The organism is Massilia eburnea, assembly GCF_009720745.1.
Taxonomy (GTDB): domain Bacteria; phylum Pseudomonadota; class Gammaproteobacteria; order Burkholderiales; family Burkholderiaceae_D; genus Rugamonas; species Rugamonas eburnea.
This window is the reverse complement of record NZ_WNKX01000002.1, coordinates 388,469-404,497: the sequence shown is the minus strand read 5'-3', so window position 1 is coordinate 404,497 and position 16,029 is coordinate 388,469. Positions and strand designations below refer to the sequence as shown.

Annotated in this window: 20 protein-coding genes; 6 read left to right on the top strand and 14 right to left on the bottom strand. The window is 63.1% G+C overall.

Annotated elements, in window-relative coordinates; genetic code table 11:
* Positions 1-4 precede the first annotated feature (4 nt).
* From bufA2 to GM658_RS04350, 8 genes are all read right to left on the bottom strand, one after another.
* Positions 5-280, bottom strand: a complete 276-nt coding sequence (gene bufA2, locus GM658_RS04385) for a BufA2 family periplasmic bufferin-type metallophore (protein WP_155452770.1) — start codon at positions 278-280, stop codon at positions 5-7.
* Positions 281-305: 25 nt separating this feature from the next.
* Positions 306-1,055, bottom strand: a complete 750-nt coding sequence (locus GM658_RS04380) for an alpha/beta fold hydrolase (RefSeq protein WP_155452769.1) — start codon at positions 1,053-1,055, stop codon at positions 306-308.
* On the bottom strand, positions 1,052-1,321 hold the full coding sequence (locus tag GM658_RS04375; protein ID WP_155452821.1) for a BufA1 family periplasmic bufferin-type metallophore: 270 nt from the start codon (positions 1,319-1,321) through the stop codon (positions 1,052-1,054). Before GM658_RS04375 ends, GM658_RS04380 begins: the two co-directional genes overlap by 4 nt.
* Positions 1,322-1,450: 129 nt before the next feature.
* Positions 1,451-2,734 carry a DUF3472 domain-containing protein gene (locus GM658_RS04370; RefSeq protein WP_229416743.1) on the bottom strand — a complete coding sequence of 428 codons (1,284 nt, stop codon included), beginning with the start codon at positions 2,732-2,734 and terminating at the stop codon, positions 1,451-1,453.
* A 98-nt stretch (positions 2,735-2,832) separates the two neighbouring features.
* On the bottom strand, positions 2,833-3,597 hold the full coding sequence (locus GM658_RS04365; protein ID WP_155452768.1) for a hypothetical protein: 765 nt from the start codon (positions 3,595-3,597) through the stop codon (positions 2,833-2,835).
* On the bottom strand, positions 3,594-3,767 hold the full coding sequence (locus tag GM658_RS04360; RefSeq protein WP_155452767.1) for a hypothetical protein: 174 nt from the start codon (positions 3,765-3,767) through the stop codon (positions 3,594-3,596). Before GM658_RS04360 ends, GM658_RS04365 begins: the two co-directional genes overlap by 4 nt.
* Positions 3,768-3,862: 95 nt before the next feature.
* Entirely contained in the window at positions 3,863-5,563 is a 1,701-nt protein-coding gene (locus tag GM658_RS04355) for a long-chain-fatty-acid--CoA ligase (protein ID WP_155452766.1), read from the bottom strand.
* A complete protein-coding gene (locus tag GM658_RS04350) occupies positions 5,560-6,054 on the bottom strand; it encodes a winged helix-turn-helix transcriptional regulator (protein ID WP_155452765.1) in 495 nt (164 codons plus the stop codon). Before GM658_RS04350 ends, GM658_RS04355 begins: the two co-directional genes overlap by 4 nt.
* A gap of 120 nt (positions 6,055-6,174) precedes the next feature.
* Here GM658_RS04350 and aqpZ point away from each other — a divergent pair, with 120 nt between their 5' ends.
* Complete coding sequence (gene aqpZ, locus GM658_RS04345) at positions 6,175-6,864, top strand: aquaporin Z (RefSeq protein WP_155452764.1); 690 nt, start codon at positions 6,175-6,177, stop codon at positions 6,862-6,864.
* Positions 6,865-6,912: 48 nt separating this feature from the next.
* Positions 6,913-7,245, top strand: coding sequence for a cupin domain-containing protein (locus GM658_RS04340; RefSeq protein ID WP_155452763.1), 333 nt, complete (start codon positions 6,913-6,915; stop codon positions 7,243-7,245).
* Here GM658_RS04340 and GM658_RS04335 read toward each other — a convergent pair.
* The 6 genes from GM658_RS04335 to GM658_RS04310 all read right to left on the bottom strand — a co-directional run bounded on the left by GM658_RS04335 (position 7,226) and on the right by GM658_RS04310 (position 11,531).
* Positions 7,226-8,635 (bottom strand): sensor histidine kinase, encoded by a 1,410-nt coding sequence (locus GM658_RS04335; protein WP_155452762.1) that lies wholly within the window; start codon positions 8,633-8,635, stop codon positions 7,226-7,228. The genes GM658_RS04340 and GM658_RS04335 overlap by 20 nt on opposite strands.
* 55 nt (positions 8,636-8,690) lie before the next feature.
* Entirely contained in the window at positions 8,691-9,704 is a 1,014-nt protein-coding gene (locus GM658_RS04330) for an NAD(P)H-dependent glycerol-3-phosphate dehydrogenase (RefSeq protein WP_155452761.1), read from the bottom strand.
* Complete coding sequence (locus GM658_RS04325) at positions 9,704-10,150, bottom strand: SH3 domain-containing protein (RefSeq protein WP_155452760.1); 447 nt, start codon at positions 10,148-10,150, stop codon at positions 9,704-9,706. The genes GM658_RS04330 and GM658_RS04325 overlap by 1 nt, the downstream gene beginning before the upstream one ends.
* An 86-nt stretch (positions 10,151-10,236) precedes the next feature.
* Entirely contained in the window at positions 10,237-10,722 is a 486-nt protein-coding gene (secB, locus tag GM658_RS04320; protein WP_155452759.1) for a protein-export chaperone SecB, read from the bottom strand.
* Positions 10,723-10,861: 139 nt separating this feature from the next.
* Positions 10,862-11,122, bottom strand: coding sequence for a glutaredoxin 3 (grxC, locus tag GM658_RS04315; protein WP_057265991.1), 261 nt, complete (start codon positions 11,120-11,122; stop codon positions 10,862-10,864).
* Positions 11,123-11,132: 10 nt separating this feature from the next.
* Positions 11,133-11,531 carry a rhodanese-like domain-containing protein gene (locus GM658_RS04310; protein ID WP_170298656.1) on the bottom strand — a complete coding sequence of 133 codons (399 nt, stop codon included), beginning with the start codon at positions 11,529-11,531 and terminating at the stop codon, positions 11,133-11,135.
* 103 nt (positions 11,532-11,634) lie between these two features.
* On the opposite strand from GM658_RS04310, the gene gpmA reads away from it, so the two are divergent.
* From gpmA to GM658_RS04290, 4 genes are read left to right on the top strand one after another with little or no spacing between them, the layout of a single operon-like run.
* Positions 11,635-12,381 (top strand): 2,3-diphosphoglycerate-dependent phosphoglycerate mutase, encoded by a 747-nt coding sequence (gene gpmA / locus GM658_RS04305; RefSeq protein ID WP_155452758.1) that lies wholly within the window; start codon positions 11,635-11,637, stop codon positions 12,379-12,381.
* A gap of 5 nt (positions 12,382-12,386) precedes the next feature.
* Entirely contained in the window at positions 12,387-13,835 is a 1,449-nt protein-coding gene (locus GM658_RS04300) for a murein hydrolase activator EnvC family protein (protein ID WP_371865029.1), read from the top strand.
* 16 nt (positions 13,836-13,851) lie between these two features.
* Positions 13,852-15,261, top strand: coding sequence for a S41 family peptidase (locus tag GM658_RS04295; protein WP_155452757.1), 1,410 nt, complete (start codon positions 13,852-13,854; stop codon positions 15,259-15,261).
* Positions 15,258-16,010, top strand: a complete 753-nt coding sequence (locus GM658_RS04290; RefSeq protein ID WP_155452756.1) for a HesA/MoeB/ThiF family protein — start codon at positions 15,258-15,260, stop codon at positions 16,008-16,010. Before GM658_RS04295 ends, GM658_RS04290 begins: the two co-directional genes overlap by 4 nt.
* Positions 16,011-16,029: the final 19 nt, after the last annotated feature.

Below are 16,029 nucleotides of genomic sequence, written 5' to 3'. Positions count from 1 at the left end.
GTGCTTATTTGGCTTCGGTCAGCGTGCCGCCCAGTGCCTTGCACTCGGTCGGCGTTTTTACCAATACGCCCTGGCCCTTGCATTCGTTCAGGCCTTTGCAGTCGTTCTTGGCGGTGGCGCACAGGCTGGTGCCTTTGCAGGTGTTGATGCCGTAGCAGCGGCCCGGTTCTTCCTTCACCTTTTCGGCGGCGAAGGATGGCGTGGACAGTGCGGCAGTTGCCAGGGCGATCAGGGCGGCGGCGCCGGCCAGGCTGGCGCGCGATTTGTTGGTGACGGACATGGTGTTCTCCTTGAGGTTAGAAAAATTAGAGGACGCTCAACGCGGCTTCCTCGATCACTTTCGCAACCGCTTCCGGTTGCGATACATGCACTGCATGGCTTGCTGCGATTTCAGTTACCTTGGCGCCGGCGCGCTTGTACATCCAGCGCTGCAGTTCGGGGTTGACCAGGCGGTCCTGCGTGGCGACGATGCCGAAGCTCGGCTTCTGGTGCCACATGGCGAACCAGCTCGGGGTTCCCATCAGCACATTGCTGACCGAAACTTGCGAGTCGGCCATGAAGCCGACGCGGTTAGGCGTCAGGTCGGCAGCCAAGTCGGCCTGGAAGCGTGCCGGATCGTAGAACTGGAAACCGGCCCAGTCGGTGCGCACGCCTTCGCCGGCGCTGGGCATTGACGCCAGCAATTGCCGCGAGGTTTCGCCGACTTCCGGCATCAGGCCTGCGACATACACCAGCGCTTTCACCTTGTCGCCCGTCGCTACGTTGGACATGACGGTGCCACCGATGCCGTTGCCGACAACAACCACATTGCCGAATTGCTGGAAGATGGTCTTGCGTGCGATGGCGATATCGTCGTCAAGCGAGGTGTGGGGCAACTGGGCTACGGTGACGTTGAAGCCTTTCAGCTTCAGCGTGTCGTGCACCACGCGCCAGCTCGATGCGTCGATGAAGGCGCCAGGAACGATCACGATGTTTTTCGCGACCGGCGCTGCCGCGTGGGCGGCGCCGGACAGGCAGGCGGCCAGCGCGACGGCTGTTACGACGGCGCGTTTCATTGTTTCGCCTTCAGCGAGCCGTAGCCCTTGGGGGTCTTGATGGTGGTGCAGGTGCCTTTTTCGACCAGCATCCAGGCGTCACCCTGGTAATCGACTTTGGAGGTGGCGGCGCACGAAGTGCCGGGGCCGGCGGCGCAATCGTTCTGGCCGGCTTTGGCGACGCCGTAGCACTTTTCCATTTCCTTCTTTGGTTCGGCGGCGTGCGCGGCGGATGCGCAGAGGGCGATGGCCAGGGTTGCTGCAATGCCTGCGTAGGTGGTTTTCATCATCTGATCTCCTTGGTTAGGTGTGATCAGATTAAGGGGGCAGTGTGTATCGCTTGTGTCGGTGGCGTGGGCTGTTTGAATGAGTTGTGTATCTGGCATCGCGCCAGATACACAGGGATACAAAAATGTTTACGGCAGGGTGCTGACGTCTACTGCTGGCGCCTGTCCGGTGGCGGGACGGGTGAAGGTCTGGTTGATCGCTACGTTCGGGCTGAAGAAGCCGCCATTGCGCAGGTAGAAGACGTTGTTCTGCAAGCCGCCGGCGTAATCCATGCGCTGGGCGTTGGCAGCCGTGGCGTCGCCGGTGAAGCGGGCGGTGACGACTTCGGACCAGGCGCCGCTGGTATTGCGCGCCCACTGGCTGCCGTACTGGGCGCTGCGGCCGAGGTAGCCGTTGGTGTCGATGAAATTCTCCAGGAAGGAGTAGACGCCGGCGTGGTAGGTCGTGGTGGCCGGGCGCTTCCAGGTGGCGATGAATTGCCAGACGCCGGTTTCCGGTGCGTAGAACCAGGCGGAGTAGTCGGTGCCGCCGGCGCCGTCGGGCAGGATGCGCGTGATGAAGCGGTAGGTATTGCCGGCGACCCAGTTGTACAGCAGGTAGGACTGGCCGCCCGTGCCTTCGCCGCCAAAGCTGTTGTCGGTCACGTTAGGGCCTTTGCGCACCAGCGTGGTCTTGGCGCCGTTGTCGGCGTCCCACACCGAGAACAGCACGCGGCGCTCGCTGGCGGAATTGACCTGGATGCCGAAGTAGCCGCCGTTGAAGCCGTTCGACATGAAGTAGGAGCCGATCTTGTCCTCACCCGCCGGCACCGTCACTTCATTGTAGAAATATTCGGTGTTGGCGGGCACGGTGTAGCCCAGGTGGACAGACGGTCCGCGGCGCGACCAGTAGTAGTTGGCGGCATCGTTGGCGTAATTCAGGGCGACGCTGGTATCGACGCGCACCGCTGCCACATTGCCAAAATAGCTGCCCGATTTGCTGATGCCCTGCAGGTCTACGCGCACATAGCCGGCGGCCGGCACGTTGATGGTGCCGACGGCATAAGTCTGCGTGGCGCCTTTGCTCAGGTTCACTTCGAACGGCGTGCCATTGGCGGTGACGCGGATCTTGCTCGATTTGCTGCCCGACAGGCCGGCATCCAGCGACAGCGTCGCGCTGCCGGCGGCGGACATACGGAACCAGACGCTGGTCACGGTGCTGGCGCTGGTCCAGTTGGCCAGACCATTGCTGTTGATGACTTCCGTGGCGCCGGCGCCGGCGCTGGTGACGAAGCCGTTGCCGGCCAGGGCGACGACCGAGCCGGTACTGGCCAGCGGCGCTTTCTTGGCCGGGGCATCAAAACCGGCGGGCTGGCCGGCCAAGGCGAAAGCTGCGGAAAACGCAAGAAACATCAGTGAAATTCTTCGTTTCATCTCCATATCCTTTCATATTATTGATAAAGCGAAAGGTAAACTACGCGTTTACGAAAGCAAACGCAACAGAATTCGCTAAGGGGAGAAACGAAAGGGGATTAGTTGCGCAGGTCGGCGATGGCTTGCTGCACGCGCGCGCTGTCGATGCGCTGCGCCAGCTTGCGGCCTTGCTCGCGCAGGCGCTCAAACGCTTCGTCGATTTCCGCCGGACGCGGTTGCAGGGGAGCCAGCGAACGCGCCAGCTTGGGCAGGATCTCGCGCCGCAGGAAGCGCTCACCCATCTGGCTCAATTGCCAGCCCACGGCGCCGAGGCCGAGGAAGAAGGCGATGATGAAACCATTGTCCAGGTTTTCCGGCGCTTGCTGTTTCAGCGCGGCGAGCACCACGGCGCAGAACGCGAACGCGCCGGCAATGGACCACCACACTTCGCGGTCAAGGCGAACCGTTGCGTCGTAGACTTCGAGCGCGTCGGCCTGCAGGCGCAGCGCGGCGTCGATCTGGCGCCGGCGTTCGGATTCGTCCAGCATCAATGGCGCTTCACGCAAGCGCGCGGCAGCGGCCAGCGCATCGGCGTGTCGAATCGACAGATGGGGATTGGTGGCTTGTTCCAGCTGCACCAGCGGCAGCTGTTCCGGACTCAGGTGGCTGTAATGGCCGACTTCCATGGGCAGCACCATGCCGCAATCGCAGCACGTTCGCTGGTATCCCGCCAGCTCGCCTTTGGAGACGGTGACGTAATACACATGCCAGGCCATGCCGATGCGTTGCACGGTGAACGCGCGGGCCGCCCGGCACACGGGGCAGTAGTCTGCGACATAGCCGGCGTGGGTATAAACCGGCTTCCTGCCCCAGACGAAGATCATGCGGCCTTGTGGCTGGTGGCTTTGGTGGTCTTGTGGTGCGAGGTTTTCTTGGCGGCGTGATGCTTGGTGGTCGCATGCGCCTTGTGGTGGGTGGTCTTGTGGGTGGTGGTGCTGGCGAAAGCAGGCACGCTCAGTGCGAGGGCCATGGTAGCGACGATCAGGTGTTTCATGCAATTCTCCGAGGACGGCAAAAGCGTGCCGGTACGCGCATCCATTATAGGCGCCGACACGATTGAATATCCATAAGTGCAACCCATACGGAACGCTATGCCGCAGCTTTTTCTTGATCTGGTTCGTCCCGCAGTTCGCGGCGCAGGATTTTGCCGACATTGGATTTCGGCAGGGCGTCGCGGAATTCGATGAACTTCGGCTTTTTGTAGGCGGTCAGCTGCTGCCTGCAATAGTCCATCAGCTGTTCGCTGGTGAGAGATGGTTCGCGGCGCACGACGAACAGTTTGACCGCTTCGCCGGAAGAAGCATCCGGCACGCCAATGCAGGCGCATTCAAGGACCGCAGGATGGGCGGCCACCACGCACTCCACTTCGGTCGGATAGACGTTGAAGCCGGAGACCAGGATCATGTCCTTCTTGCGATCGACAATGCGCACATAGCCTTGTGCATCCATGATCCCGATGTCGCCCGATTTGAAGAAGCCGGACGCCGTCATCACGCTGGCCGTTTCGCTCGGGCGCCGCCAGTAGCCGGACATGACCTGCGGACCGCGGATCGCGATTTCGCCGGGCTGGCCAAAGGGCAGTGGCTTGCCGTCGTCGTCCAGGATCGCCACTTCGGTGGAGGGCACGGGCAGGCCGATGGTGCCACTGAAGCCTTGCTGGTCGGGGCGGCAGAGCGTGGCCGTGGGCGAGGTCTCGGACAGCCCGTAGCCCTCCAGGATAGGGCTGCCGGTCAGCCGCAGCCAGCGTTCGCTGACCACCTGCTGCACCGCCATGCCCCCGCCCAGGGTAATGCGCAGGCCGGAGAAATCGACCTTGGCCAGCTCCGGCTGGTTCAGCAAAGCGTTGAACAGGGTATTCACGCCGGGGAAGAAGTTGACGCGGTACTTCGCCAGTTCGCGCGCGAAGCCCGCCATGTCGCGCGGGTTCGGAATCAGCAGGTTCATGGCGCCCCAGCGTGCGCCCATCAGCATGCAGGCATTGAGCGCGAGGATGTGGTACAGCGGCAGCGCGCACACGGTCACGACCTGCTGGCCGGCGCCGGCCTTGAACAGCGCCGGGCCGGCCCATGCATCGTTCTGCAGCATATTGGCGATCACGTTGCGGTGGGTCAGGGCGGCGCCTTTTGAGAGGCCGGTGGTGCCGCCCGTGTACTGCAAGAAGGCGATGTCGTCGTGGCCCTGTTCGGGCTTGTGCAATGCATGCCCGGCGCCGCTGCGCAAGGCATCCTTGAACGGCACTGCGCCCGGCAGGCTGAATGCGGGTACCAGCTTCTTTACCTTGCGCACTGCAAAGTTGACCAGCGGCCCCTTGGCAACGCCCAGGAGGTCGCCCATGCTGGCGGCCACGATGTGTTTGACCTGTGTGCGCGGCAGCACCTTCTCCAGCGTGCTGGCGAAGTTTTCCAGGATGAAGATTGCCTCTGCGCCGGAATCGGCCAGCTGGTGTTCCAGTTCGCGCGCGGTGTACAGCGGGTTGACGTTGACCACGGTGAAGCCGGCGCGCAGCACGGCCGCCACGGCGACCGGATACTGCAGCACATTCGGCATCATCACTGCGACCCGGGCGCCTTTGGCCAGGCCGCGTTGCTGCAGCCATGCCGCCAGGTTGCGCGAATGGCGGTCCCATTCGCGGTAGCTCATGCTGCTGCCCATGCAGGCGTAAGCCTTGCGCTCGGCGAAGCGGGAGAACGATTCCTCCAGCAGGTGCGGCAGCGAAGCATACTGGTCGGGATCGATGGTGGCGGGAATGCCTTCGGGATAGGACTTCAGCCAGACTTTTTCAACGGTCATGCAGTCTCCTCTCTCATGCGCAGCAAGTCGCGCGTCTTGTCGTCGGCGCCGGGGCCGGCCACCGTGGTGATGTCGTCTGCTTGCAGTTCGCGCCCATCGGCGGCGAGGATGCCGACGCCGGCTACCGGCAGGCCGCTGGCTTTCTCCACCATGGTCAGGCGCGGGCCCTGCGGGCTGGGCGCCCATTGCTCGCCCCACTGCGTCATCGCCGCCAGGATGGGCGAGAGCGCGCGGCCCTTGGCCGTCAGGTGGTAATGGACGACGCGGGCGTCGTCTGTACTTGGCGTGCGCAGCAGGATGCCGTTCTCCACCAGCTTTTCGAGGCGCCGCGCCAGGATGCTGGTGCTGATGCCCAGGTGGCGCTGGAAATCCTGGAAGCGGCTCATGCCGCAAAACGCATTGCGCAGGATGACGAAGGTCCACCACTCGCCGACCTGTTCCAGGGTCTGGGCGATGGGACAGTTCATCTCCTCAAAAGAATTCTTGCTCATGGATTTACTTTATTGCAATTACTTTGGTAACACAAGTGAAATTCTGTGCGGCACTGTTGTCATTTCCGCTATTTATCGTTAGTCTGTTTGCACAATTACCAACTGTCAATGGAGGCAGAGATGCAAAAACTGGGTGCGGAATTCTTTGGTACTTTCTGGCTGGTGCTGGGCGGCTGCGGCAGCGCGGTCCTGGCTGCGGCATTCCCCGGCGTGGGGATTGGCTTGCACGGGGTGGCGCTGGCCTTCGGCCTGACGGTGCTGACCATGGCCTACGCCATCGGCCACATTTCCGGCTGCCACTTGAACCCGGCCGTATCGCTGGGCCTGTGCCTGGGCGGCCGCTTCCCGGCCAAGGATTTGCCGGGCTACGTCGTGGCGCAAGTGCTGGGCGGCCTGGCTGCGGGCGCCGTGCTGTACCTGATCGCCAGCAGCAAGGCAGGCTTTGATGTGGCGGCCGGTTTCGCTTCCAACGGCTACGGCGAGCATTCGCCGGGCGGCTACGGCCTGGTCGCCGCCCTGGTGACTGAAGTCGTGATGACGGCCTTCTTCCTGGTCGTGATCCTGGGCGCTACCGACAAGCGCGCGCCGGCCGGCTTTGCGCCGATCGCCATCGGCCTGTGCCTGACCCTGATCCACCTGATTTCGATCCCCGTCACCAATACCTCGGTCAACCCGGCGCGCAGCACCGGCGTGGCGCTGTACGTGGGCGGCTGGGCTGTTGCGCAGCTGTGGCTGTTCTGGGTGGCGCCGCTGCTGGGCGCCGCCGTGGGCGCCGGCATCTACCGCTTCATCGGCGGCGAACAGAAATAAAGCGCCGGGGCGCCTGCTGCTATCATTGGCTCAATCCAGGGAGGGCATATGGCGCTACCACATGCAACATCGGGCCAGGTGGTCCGGATCGGCCGCGAGGCCGGTGAAAGCTTGTCGCAGTTTTCTTCCATTGCGCTGGCCAAGACGCAGCAGATGGAGTTGATCCGCATGACCGTGCCCGCGGGCCGCGCCTTGGCGGAACACGCGGTGCGCGGCCAGATCACGCTGCAATGCCTGGAAGGGGAAGTGGCGTTCGACGCCCACGGCCGCACCGCGCTCCTGCGCGCGGGCGAACTGCTCTACCTGGAGGGCGGCGCGCCCCACTCCTTGCGGGCAAACGCCGATTCACTCCTGTTGCTGACTATTTTGCTGGCGGATTGAGCGGCAGCACGAAGGTAAAGCGCACGCCTTCGCCCGGTTTGCTTTGCAGGGTCACGCTGCCTTTCAGCATGGCCTGTACTGCATTTTGCACCACGGCCAGCCCCAGTCCCTGGGCCCCTTCGCCGATACGCGTGGTAAAGAAGGGATCGAACACGCGCGGCTGGATGGCCGGGTCAATGCCGCAGCCATTGTCTTCGTACACCAGCTCGACATCTGCGCCGTGCCGCGTGGCGCTGATGCGCGCGCGCCGGCCTGCGCGTCCGTTAAAGGCGTGCGTAATGGAATTGTCGACCAGCTTGGCCAGGATCTGCTCGACATGGCCGGGATAGCTATCCAGCTGCAAGCCGCCCGGAATGTCCACCTCCAGCTGCAAGGCGCCGCGCCGCAGGGTTGGCCCCAGGGCGCGCACCAGGTTGGCGACGGCCTGGTCCAGCTGGAAACTGCGCCGTTCCTGGCGGTCCTGGTCGACCGCCACCTGTTTGAAACTGGCGATCAGTTCGCCCGCCCGGCTGCCATTGCGCTCGATGACTTCGCAGGCCCGGCGGCTGTCGTCCAGAAATTGCTGCAGTCCTCCCTGCGTCAAACGGCGCTCGTCGGCTTGCTGGCCGATCGCGGCCAGGCGGTCGGAGAGCGAGTTGGCGCCCAGCATGATATTGCCGAGTGGCGTGTTCAGTTCGTGCGCGATGCCGCTGACGAGGCGGCCGACCGTGGCCATTTTTTCCGCCGCCACGATTTGCCCGATCGCCTTTTGCAGCTCGGCGGTGCGTTCGGCGACGCGCTCTTCAAGATGATTGTTCAACTGCTGCAGCTGCTGCAGCGCGCGCTGCTCGCCGGCGCGCAGGACGGCAAACTCGGCGCGCACCCGTTCGGCTTCTTCGGCACGCAGCTGCTGGTCGTCATGGGCGCGCTGTGCGCGCTGGAAGATCTGGCTCAGGTCGCGCTCGACGATGCCGCGGAATTGTTCGAGCAGGCGCATATGCAGCTCGCAATAAGCGTTTTCCTTGCGGTCGAGCACGCAGATGGTGCCGAAGACGTGGGTATCCGGCCAGACCAGGGGCAGTCCCAGATAGGAAATCATGCCGAGCTTGATGTCGGGATTCTGATTCCAGTTGGGATCGCTGAGCGCATTGGGTACCAATAGTTGCTTGCGCTGCGCCATCACGGTCTCGCAGTACAGGCCAGTGTTCAGCGGCGCTTCTTCGTGCACTTCGTAGGGGTTGCCGGCCGAATGGCTGGACAGGAAGACTTTGATATGCGGCGGCTCGACGCGCATGATCAGGGCGGCAGGCACGCGCACCAGGCTGGCGATCAAGTCCAGGACCTGCTGCCACTTTTCGGACACTACGGAATCGATAGCCAGGCTGGCTGTCGCCACTGCGAAGCTGCTCATAATCGCCTCTTGCCGAAAGACATGGGGCGATTATAGGCGGAGGCTGCCGCTGCGGCTACTTGATAGTCGGTTGCTCGGCGCGCGGATCGCGCGCCATCAAGCCCTGCACCAGGTCGGCCGGCTGCAGGCCGTCGAACAGCACGCTGGCCACTGCATTGGTGATCGGCATCTCAACGCCAAGACGGCGCGCCAGTTCGCGCACGGCTTTCGCGCAAGGCACACCTTCGGCTACATGGCCCAGTTCATTGACCACGGTTTCCAGCGATTTGCCTTGCGCCAGGCCCAGGCCCACGCGCCGGTTGCGCGACAGGTCGCCGGTGCAGGTGAGGATCAGGTCGCCCATGCCGGTCAGTCCCATGAAGGTTTCCACCTGTCCGCCCAGCGCGGTGCCGAGACGGGTGATCTCGGCCAGGCCACGCGTGATCAGCGCGGCGCGTGCATTCAGGCCCAGGCCCATGCCGTCGGCCACGCCGGTGGCGATGGCCAGCACGTTCTTCACCGCGCCGCCCACTTCCACACCGACGATGTCGTCGCTGGAGTAGACGCGCATGGTGCCGCCGTGGACGGCGCTTACCACCAGTTCGCACAGGGCGGCATTGGACGAGGCGATGGTCAGCGCGCATGGCAGGCCCTTCGCTACTTCCTGCGCAAACGAGGGGCCGGACAAGGCGCCGGCCGGCACCGCATCGCCCAGCACTTCGCGCACGATCTGGTGCGGCAGCATGCCGGTGTCGTATTCAAAGCCCTTGCACAGCCAGACGATGTTCGGGATGGCCTTGCCTTTCAGCGCATGCAGCAGCGGACGCAGGCCGGCCACCGGGCAGGCCGCGATCAGCAAGCCATCCTGGCCGGCGTGGGCCACCGCGGCATCGAAATCGGCGGTGACTTTCAGCGCTGGCGGGAATGGATAGCCTGGCAGGTAATCGGTGTTGTCGCGTGCCGTGGCCATTTCGGCCATGGCTTCGGCATTGCGGCCCCACAGCACCACGTCATGGCGGGCCGCGACGGCGATGGCGACAGCCGTGCCCCAGGCGCCGGCGCCCAGGACGCTGATCTTACGGTTGGTCATCAGTAGCCCCAGATGTCGTTGCTGTGCACGTAGCCCACCAGGCCATCGCGGTGCTTCACCTTGGTCCAGCCATTATTGGCAGGCTCGGCCAGTTCCAGCAGCACCCCCTTGTCGGCGATGAAGACCACCGGCGCGGTGTCGTCCGCTGCACCGCGTACCTTGGTGTTGGCGCTGCGCACGATCACATTGCGCTGCTTGGCGCTCAGGCCCTTGGCCTCGGTCCAGGCCAGGTCGCCGCTCATATCGCGTACCTTGACCCATTCGCCATAGGTCAGGACGATTTCCAGCGGGGCGCCGGACGGCACGATGTACTGCTTGGCAGCCCTGGTCGATGGCCCGCCATACAGGATGGCAGGATTGGCGCCGACCGTCCGGAAGTCGATAGCCTGGGCGCTGGCGCAAGCCAGCAGCGCGGTGGCAATGGCGACAAAGCGGCGTAAATTCATGCAAAAAGGCCTCAAAAATGCGCAAAGGCCCGCGGGGGCCTTTGCATGCCGGGGAACCGTGGTCCCCCAATAGTATCGCAGAAGTATTACTGCACAGTTGCCGAGCCTTCGACGGCGCTGGCGCCGGCGGCTTGCTGCTGGGCGATAGCTGCCAGGCGCTGCTGGTAGAACACTTCGAAATTGATTTCGGCCAGGTGGATCGGAGGGAAGCCGGCGCGCGTGATCATGTCGGCGATGTTCGAACGCAGGTACGGGTACACAATGTTCGGGCAGCCGATGCCCAGCAGTGGGTCCAGCTGCTCAGCTGGAATGTTGCGGGCTTCGAAGATGCCGGCTTGCTTGCCTTCGACCAGGAAAGCGACCTTGTCTTTGACCTTGGCGGTCACGGTCACGGTCACGGTGGACTCGAAGATGCCTTCGGACAGCGGCTCAGCGTTCACGTCCAGCGCCACTTCGATCGAAGGGGCTTCCTGTTCCAGGAAGATCGATGGGGAGTTCGGCTGTTCCAGCGACATGTCTTTCAGGTAGACGCGTTGAATTTGGAACACAGGTTGCAGGTTTTCTTCAGACATGGAACGCTTTCGTATCAGTTATATAGTTAATGCTTGTCCAGGCCACGGGGGGTAAGCCCATTCAAACGCGACGGCAATTGTAGCAAAACTGAATTATCTTCCAACGTTTTGCCCGCCACTCCGTTGTATTTGGGGGCGTTTAACCTTTTAACAAGGGGTCGAGGCCGCCCGCCTGGTCCAAAGCGTACAAATCGTCAAAACCGCCCACGTGGGTGTCGCCGATATAGATCTGCGGCACGGTGCGGCGGCCGGTCTTTTCCATCATCAGCTGGCGCTGGGCCGGGTCGAGGTCGACGCGGATCTTGTTGATGGCGGTGACACCCTTGCTCTCCAGCAAACGTTCGGCGCGCACGCAATACGGGCACACCAGGGTGCTGTACATGGTAACGTTGGCAGTCATGGCCTCTCCTTTACTTTGTCAGCGGCAAGTTTTGTGCCTTCCAGGCATCGATCCCGCCTTCCATCACGACAACGTCGGAGAAACCGGACTTTTCCAGCATGCGGGCGGCGCTGAAGGCGCTGATCCCTTTATCGCATACCACCACCAGGGTCTTGTCCTTGAACTTGTTCAGTTCGGCCATGCGGTTGCCCAGTTCGGCCAGTGGGATGTGCTTGGAGTCGATGATACGGCCTTCGGCCTTGTCCTTGGCGCGCACATCGAGCACGGTGGCTTTGCTGCGGTTGATCAGCAGGGTGACCTCGGCCGGCGAGGCTTTTTTACCGCGCTGGGTCAGGGCAGGGAAGAGCAGGGCGCCGCCGGACAAAAGGACGATGGCGATCAGAAAAATATTGTCGATGAAGAATTTCACGGGATTCCAATGGTTGAACTCAATCCCAGCATTATAAAATAGATGCTTGTTCGTGGCTTCGGCGGCGATTTTCACCCATTTCCAACTCTATTCTTATAGCTCTATGTATAAAATCGTATTCATGCGCCATGGCGAGTCCACCTGGAACCTGGAAAATCGCTTCACCGGCTGGACCGACGTGGACCTGACCGAAAAAGGCGTCAACGAAGCCAAATCCGCTGGCAAAATCCTGAAAGATGCCGGCTTCTCCTTCGACCTGTGCTATACCTCCGTGCTCAAGCGCGCCATTCGCACCCTGTGGCTGACCCTGGATGAAATGGACGAGATGTACGTGCCGATCAAGCATGACTGGCGCCTGAACGAGCGTCACTACGGCGCCCTGCAAGGCCTGGACAAGGGCGAAACCGCAGCCAAGTTCGGCGATGCGCAGGTGCTGGTATGGCGCCGCAGCTACGATATTCCGCCGCCAGCGCTGGAAGCCGGCGACGCCCGCACCTCCTTCAACGACCCGCGCTACGCCGGCCTGCCGAAGGAAGCCATCCCGCTCACCGAATGCCTGAAAGACACCGTGGCGCGCGTGATGCCAGCCTGGAACGAAGAAATCGCTCCAGCCATCAAGGCCGGCAAGCAGATCCTGATTTCGGCCCACGGCAACAGCCTGCGCGCCCTGATCAAGATGCTAGATGGTATCAGCGACGCGGAAATCGTCGGCCTGAACATCCCGAACGGCCAGCCGCTGGTGTACGAACTGGATGCCGACCTGAAGCCAATCAAGCATTACTACCTGGGTGACCCAGCCGCCATCGCCGCCGCCCAGGCTGCCGTGGCCAACCAGGGCAAGGCCAAGTAAGCCCCGTGGCGGTTCATCCGACTCGCCGCGCCGTACGCGGCCTGGCGCTGGCAATCGTGCTGGCGCTGGGCGCAGCCCACGGCTCCTACGCCGCACCGAAGCCGACCGAGCGCAGCAAGCAAAAAGCCGCGGCCGAGACGGAGCGGGCGGCGCTGGCGCGCAAGCTGGCCGAACTGAAAACGGAAATCGGCAAGACCGAGAGCGCCAAGGACGACGCGGCCGATACGCTGGCCGAGTCGGAGGCCGCCATTTCCGACGCCAACCGCACCCTTCGCGATCTGGCGGCGGAGCAAACCCAGATCAATAGCCGGGTGGCCGAACTGGCCGCCGAACAGCTGCGCCTGTCCGCCACCGTGGCGGCACAGAAGCAACAGCTGGCCAAGCTGCTGCGCGAGCAGTACTTGGCCGGCAATGAAGACCGCATCAAGCTGCTGCTGTCGGGCGACAACCCGAACCGCATCAACCGCGAACTGCAGCTGATGGCCTACGTCTCGCAGTCGCAGGCCAAATTGCTCGATTCGCTGCGCGCCAACCTGAAAAAAGTCGAAGAAAACCAGGCCGAGGCGCAAGAGTCCAAGCAGGAGCTGGACGAAATCGCGGAAGAGGAAAAGCAGCAGAAAGCCAAACTCGAACAGGAAAAGGGCCGCCGCGCCGCGACCCTGGCCACCTTGTCCAAGAAGCTGGCCAGCCAGCGCAAGGAGGCCGGCCGCATGGAGCAGGACGCCCAGCGCCTGGACAACCTGGTCGACAAGCTGAACAAGCTGATCGAAGAACAGGCGCGCATTGCCGCCGCCGAAAAAGCCCGCCAGGAAAAGCTGGCCGCCGAACGCGCCGCCAAGGCCAAGGCTGAGGCGGAAGCGCGCGCCCTGGCCCGCGCCAAGGCGCAGGCTGAACGCGAGCGCCTGGCGCAGGAAGCAAAAAAAGCCGGCAAGCCGGCGCCGAAGCCGCTGCCGGTCGAAGAAGAACCGAAAGTGGCCTCGCGGCAGGAAGCTGCCGAGCAGCGCGACGAGAAATCGCCGCGTCCATCCGAGGTGGCGCTGGCGCCCGTGGTGCCGGACGGCGTCTTTGCCCGCCTGAAAGGCGATCTGCCGATGCCGGTCTCCGGCAAGGTGGAAAAACGTTTCGGCAGCAAGAACGCCGATGGCGTGGCCTGGAAAGGGATGGTAGTCAAAGCCAATGCCGGCGCCGAAGTGCGCGCCGTGGCGGCGGGCCGCGTGGTGCATGCAAGCTGGCTGCGCGGTTATGGCAATTTCATTATCATCGACCACGGCGGCCAGTACTGGAGCGGCTACGGCTACAACGAGTCGCTGCTGAAACGGGCCGGCGACGTGGTGAAAGCGGGCGAAGTGATCGCCACCGTCGGAAATACCGGCGGTTACGAAGAATCGGGTTTATACTTTGAAATGCGCCACCAGGGCAAGCCGATAGATCCGGCCGGGTGGGTCAAGTTCTAGCGGCGGAAAGCAATCAATGGGCAACAAAACGAAGAGTCTGGGCCTGGTTGGCCTTGGTATGGCGGCGGGTATCGCCGTCTCGATGCAGTTTTCAGCCCTTGCGCAGAGGCCAGGTTCGCCATTGCCGCTGGAAGAACTGCGCACCCTGACCGAAGTCTTCAGCCTGATCAAATCCGACTACGTCGAACAGGTCGACGACAAGAAGCTGCTGCAGGACGCCATCGCAGGCATGGTGTCTTCCCTCGATCCGCACTCCACCTATCTCGATAAGGCCGCATTCAAGGAAATGCGCGAGTCGATCAACGGCAAGTTCGTTGGCATCGGCATCGAGGTGGGCACGGAAGACGGCTATATCAAGGTAGTGGCGCCGATCGAGGATTCGCCGGCCTGGCGCGCCGGCATCAAGCCGGGCGACCTGATTACCCGCCTCGATGGCCAGCCGCTGAAAGGCCTGTCGCTGGATGAGGCGATCAAGAAAATGCGCGGCGAGCCCCGCACCAAGGTGGTGCTGACCATCTCGCGCAAGAATGAAGACAAGCCGCTGCTGATTCCCATCGTGCGCGAAGAGATCCGCCAGCAGAGCGTGAAGGTGAAGATGGTGGAACCGGGCTATGCCTGGCTGCGCATCTCGCAATTCCAGGAACCGACGGTGGAAGACATGGCGAAAAAGCTGAACGCCATCTACGCCAAGGATCCGAACATCAAGGGCCTGGTGCTGGATTTGCGCAATGACCCGGGCGGCGTGGTGCAGGGCGCGGTCGGCGTGTCGGCGGCCTTCCTGCCGAAGGATGCGCTGGTGGTGTCCACCGACGGCCAGCTGGCCGATTCCAAGCAGTCCTTGCACGCGACGTCCGACAACTACTCCAGCCGCAGCGGCAGCGACCCGCTGGCCAAGCTGCCGGCGGTGTTCAAGACGGTGCCGATGGTGGTGCTGGTCAATGGCGGCTCCGCCTCGGCCTCCGAAATCGTGGCCGGCGCGCTGCAGGACTACAAGCGCGCCATCATCATGGGTTCGCAGACGTTCGGCAAAGGCTCGGTGCAGACGCTGCGCCAGATTACCGCTGATTCGGCTGTCAAGCTGACCACTGCGCGCTATTTCACGCCGAAAGGACGCGCCATCCAGGCCAAGGGCATCGTGCCTGACGTGGCGGTCGACGAAACGGAAGAAGGCGACGCCATCAACAGCCTGCGCTTGCGGGAATCCGACCTGCAGAAGCACCTGGCCAACGCCGAAGGGGAGCAGGAGCAGCAAGGCCACATCCGCCGCGACGAGCTGGAAGAGGAACAGCGCCTGCTGTCCGCTGCGAAAAAGCAGAAGCCTTTCGATTTCGGCGGCAAGGACGATTTCCAGCTGGAACAGGCGCTGCGCCATTTCAAAGGACTGCCGGTGAAAACGGCCAAGCCTGAACTCGCCGCCGCGCAATGAACGACCAGCAGCTGCTGCGATATTCACGCCATATCCTGCTCGATGAAATCGGCATCGAGGGGCAGCAAGCGATATTGAACGGCAGGGCATTGGTGATCGGCGCCGGCGGCCTGGGTTCGCCGGCTTCGCTCTACCTGGCGTCGGCCGGCATCGGCCAGCTCACCATCGTCGACCATGACAGCGTCGACCTCACCAACCTGCAGCGCCAGATTGCCCACACCACGGAGCGTGTCGGCCAGCCCAAGGCGGAATCGGCGCGCGCAACCCTGAATGCCATCAACCCGGAATGCCATGTGACGGCGCTGGTGGAACGGGTGGACGATGCGCGCCTGGCGGCGCTGGTGGCGCAGCACGACGTGGTGCTCGACTGCACCGACAACTTCAAGACCCGCCATGCCGTCAACCGCGCCTGTGTGGCGCATCGCGTGCCGCTGGTCTCCGGCGCCGTGATCCGCTTTGACGGCCAGGTGAGCGTCTTCGATACCCGCACCGAAGGGCCATGCTACTCCTGCCTGTTCCCGCAAGACCAGCCTTTCGAGGACGTGGCCTGCTCCACCATGGGCGTGTTCGCGCCGCTGGTGGGCGTGGTCGGCGCCATGCAGGCCGCCGAAGCGCTCAAGCTGGTGATGGGCATCGGCGAATCGCTGTCCGGCCGCTTGCTGCTGCTGGACGGCTTGCGCATGGAATGGAATAGCATCAGCATCGGCCGCAACGAGGCATGCCCGGTCTGCGGCGCACAACATCCCTAAAAAACTGAGGAGACCTATC

What these genes read in the sequence shown, in the direction of transcription:
- secB (WP_155452759.1), bottom strand. Translation starts at nt 10,722, where the DNA reads ATGTCTGAAGAAAACCTGCAACCTGTGTTCCAAATTCAACGCGTCTAC.
- GM658_RS04365 (WP_155452768.1), bottom strand. Translation starts at nt 3,597, where the DNA reads ATGATCTTCGTCTGGGGCAGGAAGCCGGTTTATACCCACGCCGGCTAT.
- GM658_RS04335 (WP_155452762.1), bottom strand. Translation starts at nt 8,635, where the DNA reads ATGAGCAGCTTCGCAGTGGCGACAGCCAGCCTGGCTATCGATTCCGTA.
- aqpZ (WP_155452764.1), top strand. Translation starts at nt 6,175, where the DNA reads ATGCAAAAACTGGGTGCGGAATTCTTTGGTACTTTCTGGCTGGTGCTG.
- GM658_RS04380 (WP_155452769.1), bottom strand. Translation starts at nt 1,055, where the DNA reads ATGAAACGCGCCGTCGTAACAGCCGTCGCGCTGGCCGCCTGCCTGTCC.
- GM658_RS04290 (WP_155452756.1), top strand. Translation starts at nt 15,258, where the DNA reads ATGAACGACCAGCAGCTGCTGCGATATTCACGCCATATCCTGCTCGAT.
- grxC (WP_057265991.1), bottom strand. Translation starts at nt 11,122, where the DNA reads ATGACTGCCAACGTTACCATGTACAGCACCCTGGTGTGCCCGTATTGC.
- GM658_RS04355 (WP_155452766.1), bottom strand. Translation starts at nt 5,563, where the DNA reads ATGACCGTTGAAAAAGTCTGGCTGAAGTCCTATCCCGAAGGCATTCCC.
- GM658_RS04340 (WP_155452763.1), top strand. Translation starts at nt 6,913, where the DNA reads ATGGCGCTACCACATGCAACATCGGGCCAGGTGGTCCGGATCGGCCGC.
- GM658_RS04360 (WP_155452767.1), bottom strand. Translation starts at nt 3,767, where the DNA reads ATGAAACACCTGATCGTCGCTACCATGGCCCTCGCACTGAGCGTGCCT.
- gpmA (WP_155452758.1), top strand. Translation starts at nt 11,635, where the DNA reads ATGTATAAAATCGTATTCATGCGCCATGGCGAGTCCACCTGGAACCTG.
- bufA2 (WP_155452770.1), bottom strand. Translation starts at nt 280, where the DNA reads ATGTCCGTCACCAACAAATCGCGCGCCAGCCTGGCCGGCGCCGCCGCC.
- GM658_RS04325 (WP_155452760.1), bottom strand. Translation starts at nt 10,150, where the DNA reads ATGAATTTACGCCGCTTTGTCGCCATTGCCACCGCGCTGCTGGCTTGC.
- GM658_RS04350 (WP_155452765.1), bottom strand. Translation starts at nt 6,054, where the DNA reads ATGAGCAAGAATTCTTTTGAGGAGATGAACTGTCCCATCGCCCAGACC.
- GM658_RS04370 (WP_229416743.1), bottom strand. Translation starts at nt 2,734, where the DNA reads ATGAAACGAAGAATTTCACTGATGTTTCTTGCGTTTTCCGCAGCTTTC.
- GM658_RS04375 (WP_155452821.1), bottom strand. Translation starts at nt 1,321, where the DNA reads ATGAAAACCACCTACGCAGGCATTGCAGCAACCCTGGCCATCGCCCTC.
- GM658_RS04295 (WP_155452757.1), top strand. Translation starts at nt 13,852, where the DNA reads ATGGGCAACAAAACGAAGAGTCTGGGCCTGGTTGGCCTTGGTATGGCG.
- GM658_RS04330 (WP_155452761.1), bottom strand. Translation starts at nt 9,704, where the DNA reads ATGACCAACCGTAAGATCAGCGTCCTGGGCGCCGGCGCCTGGGGCACG.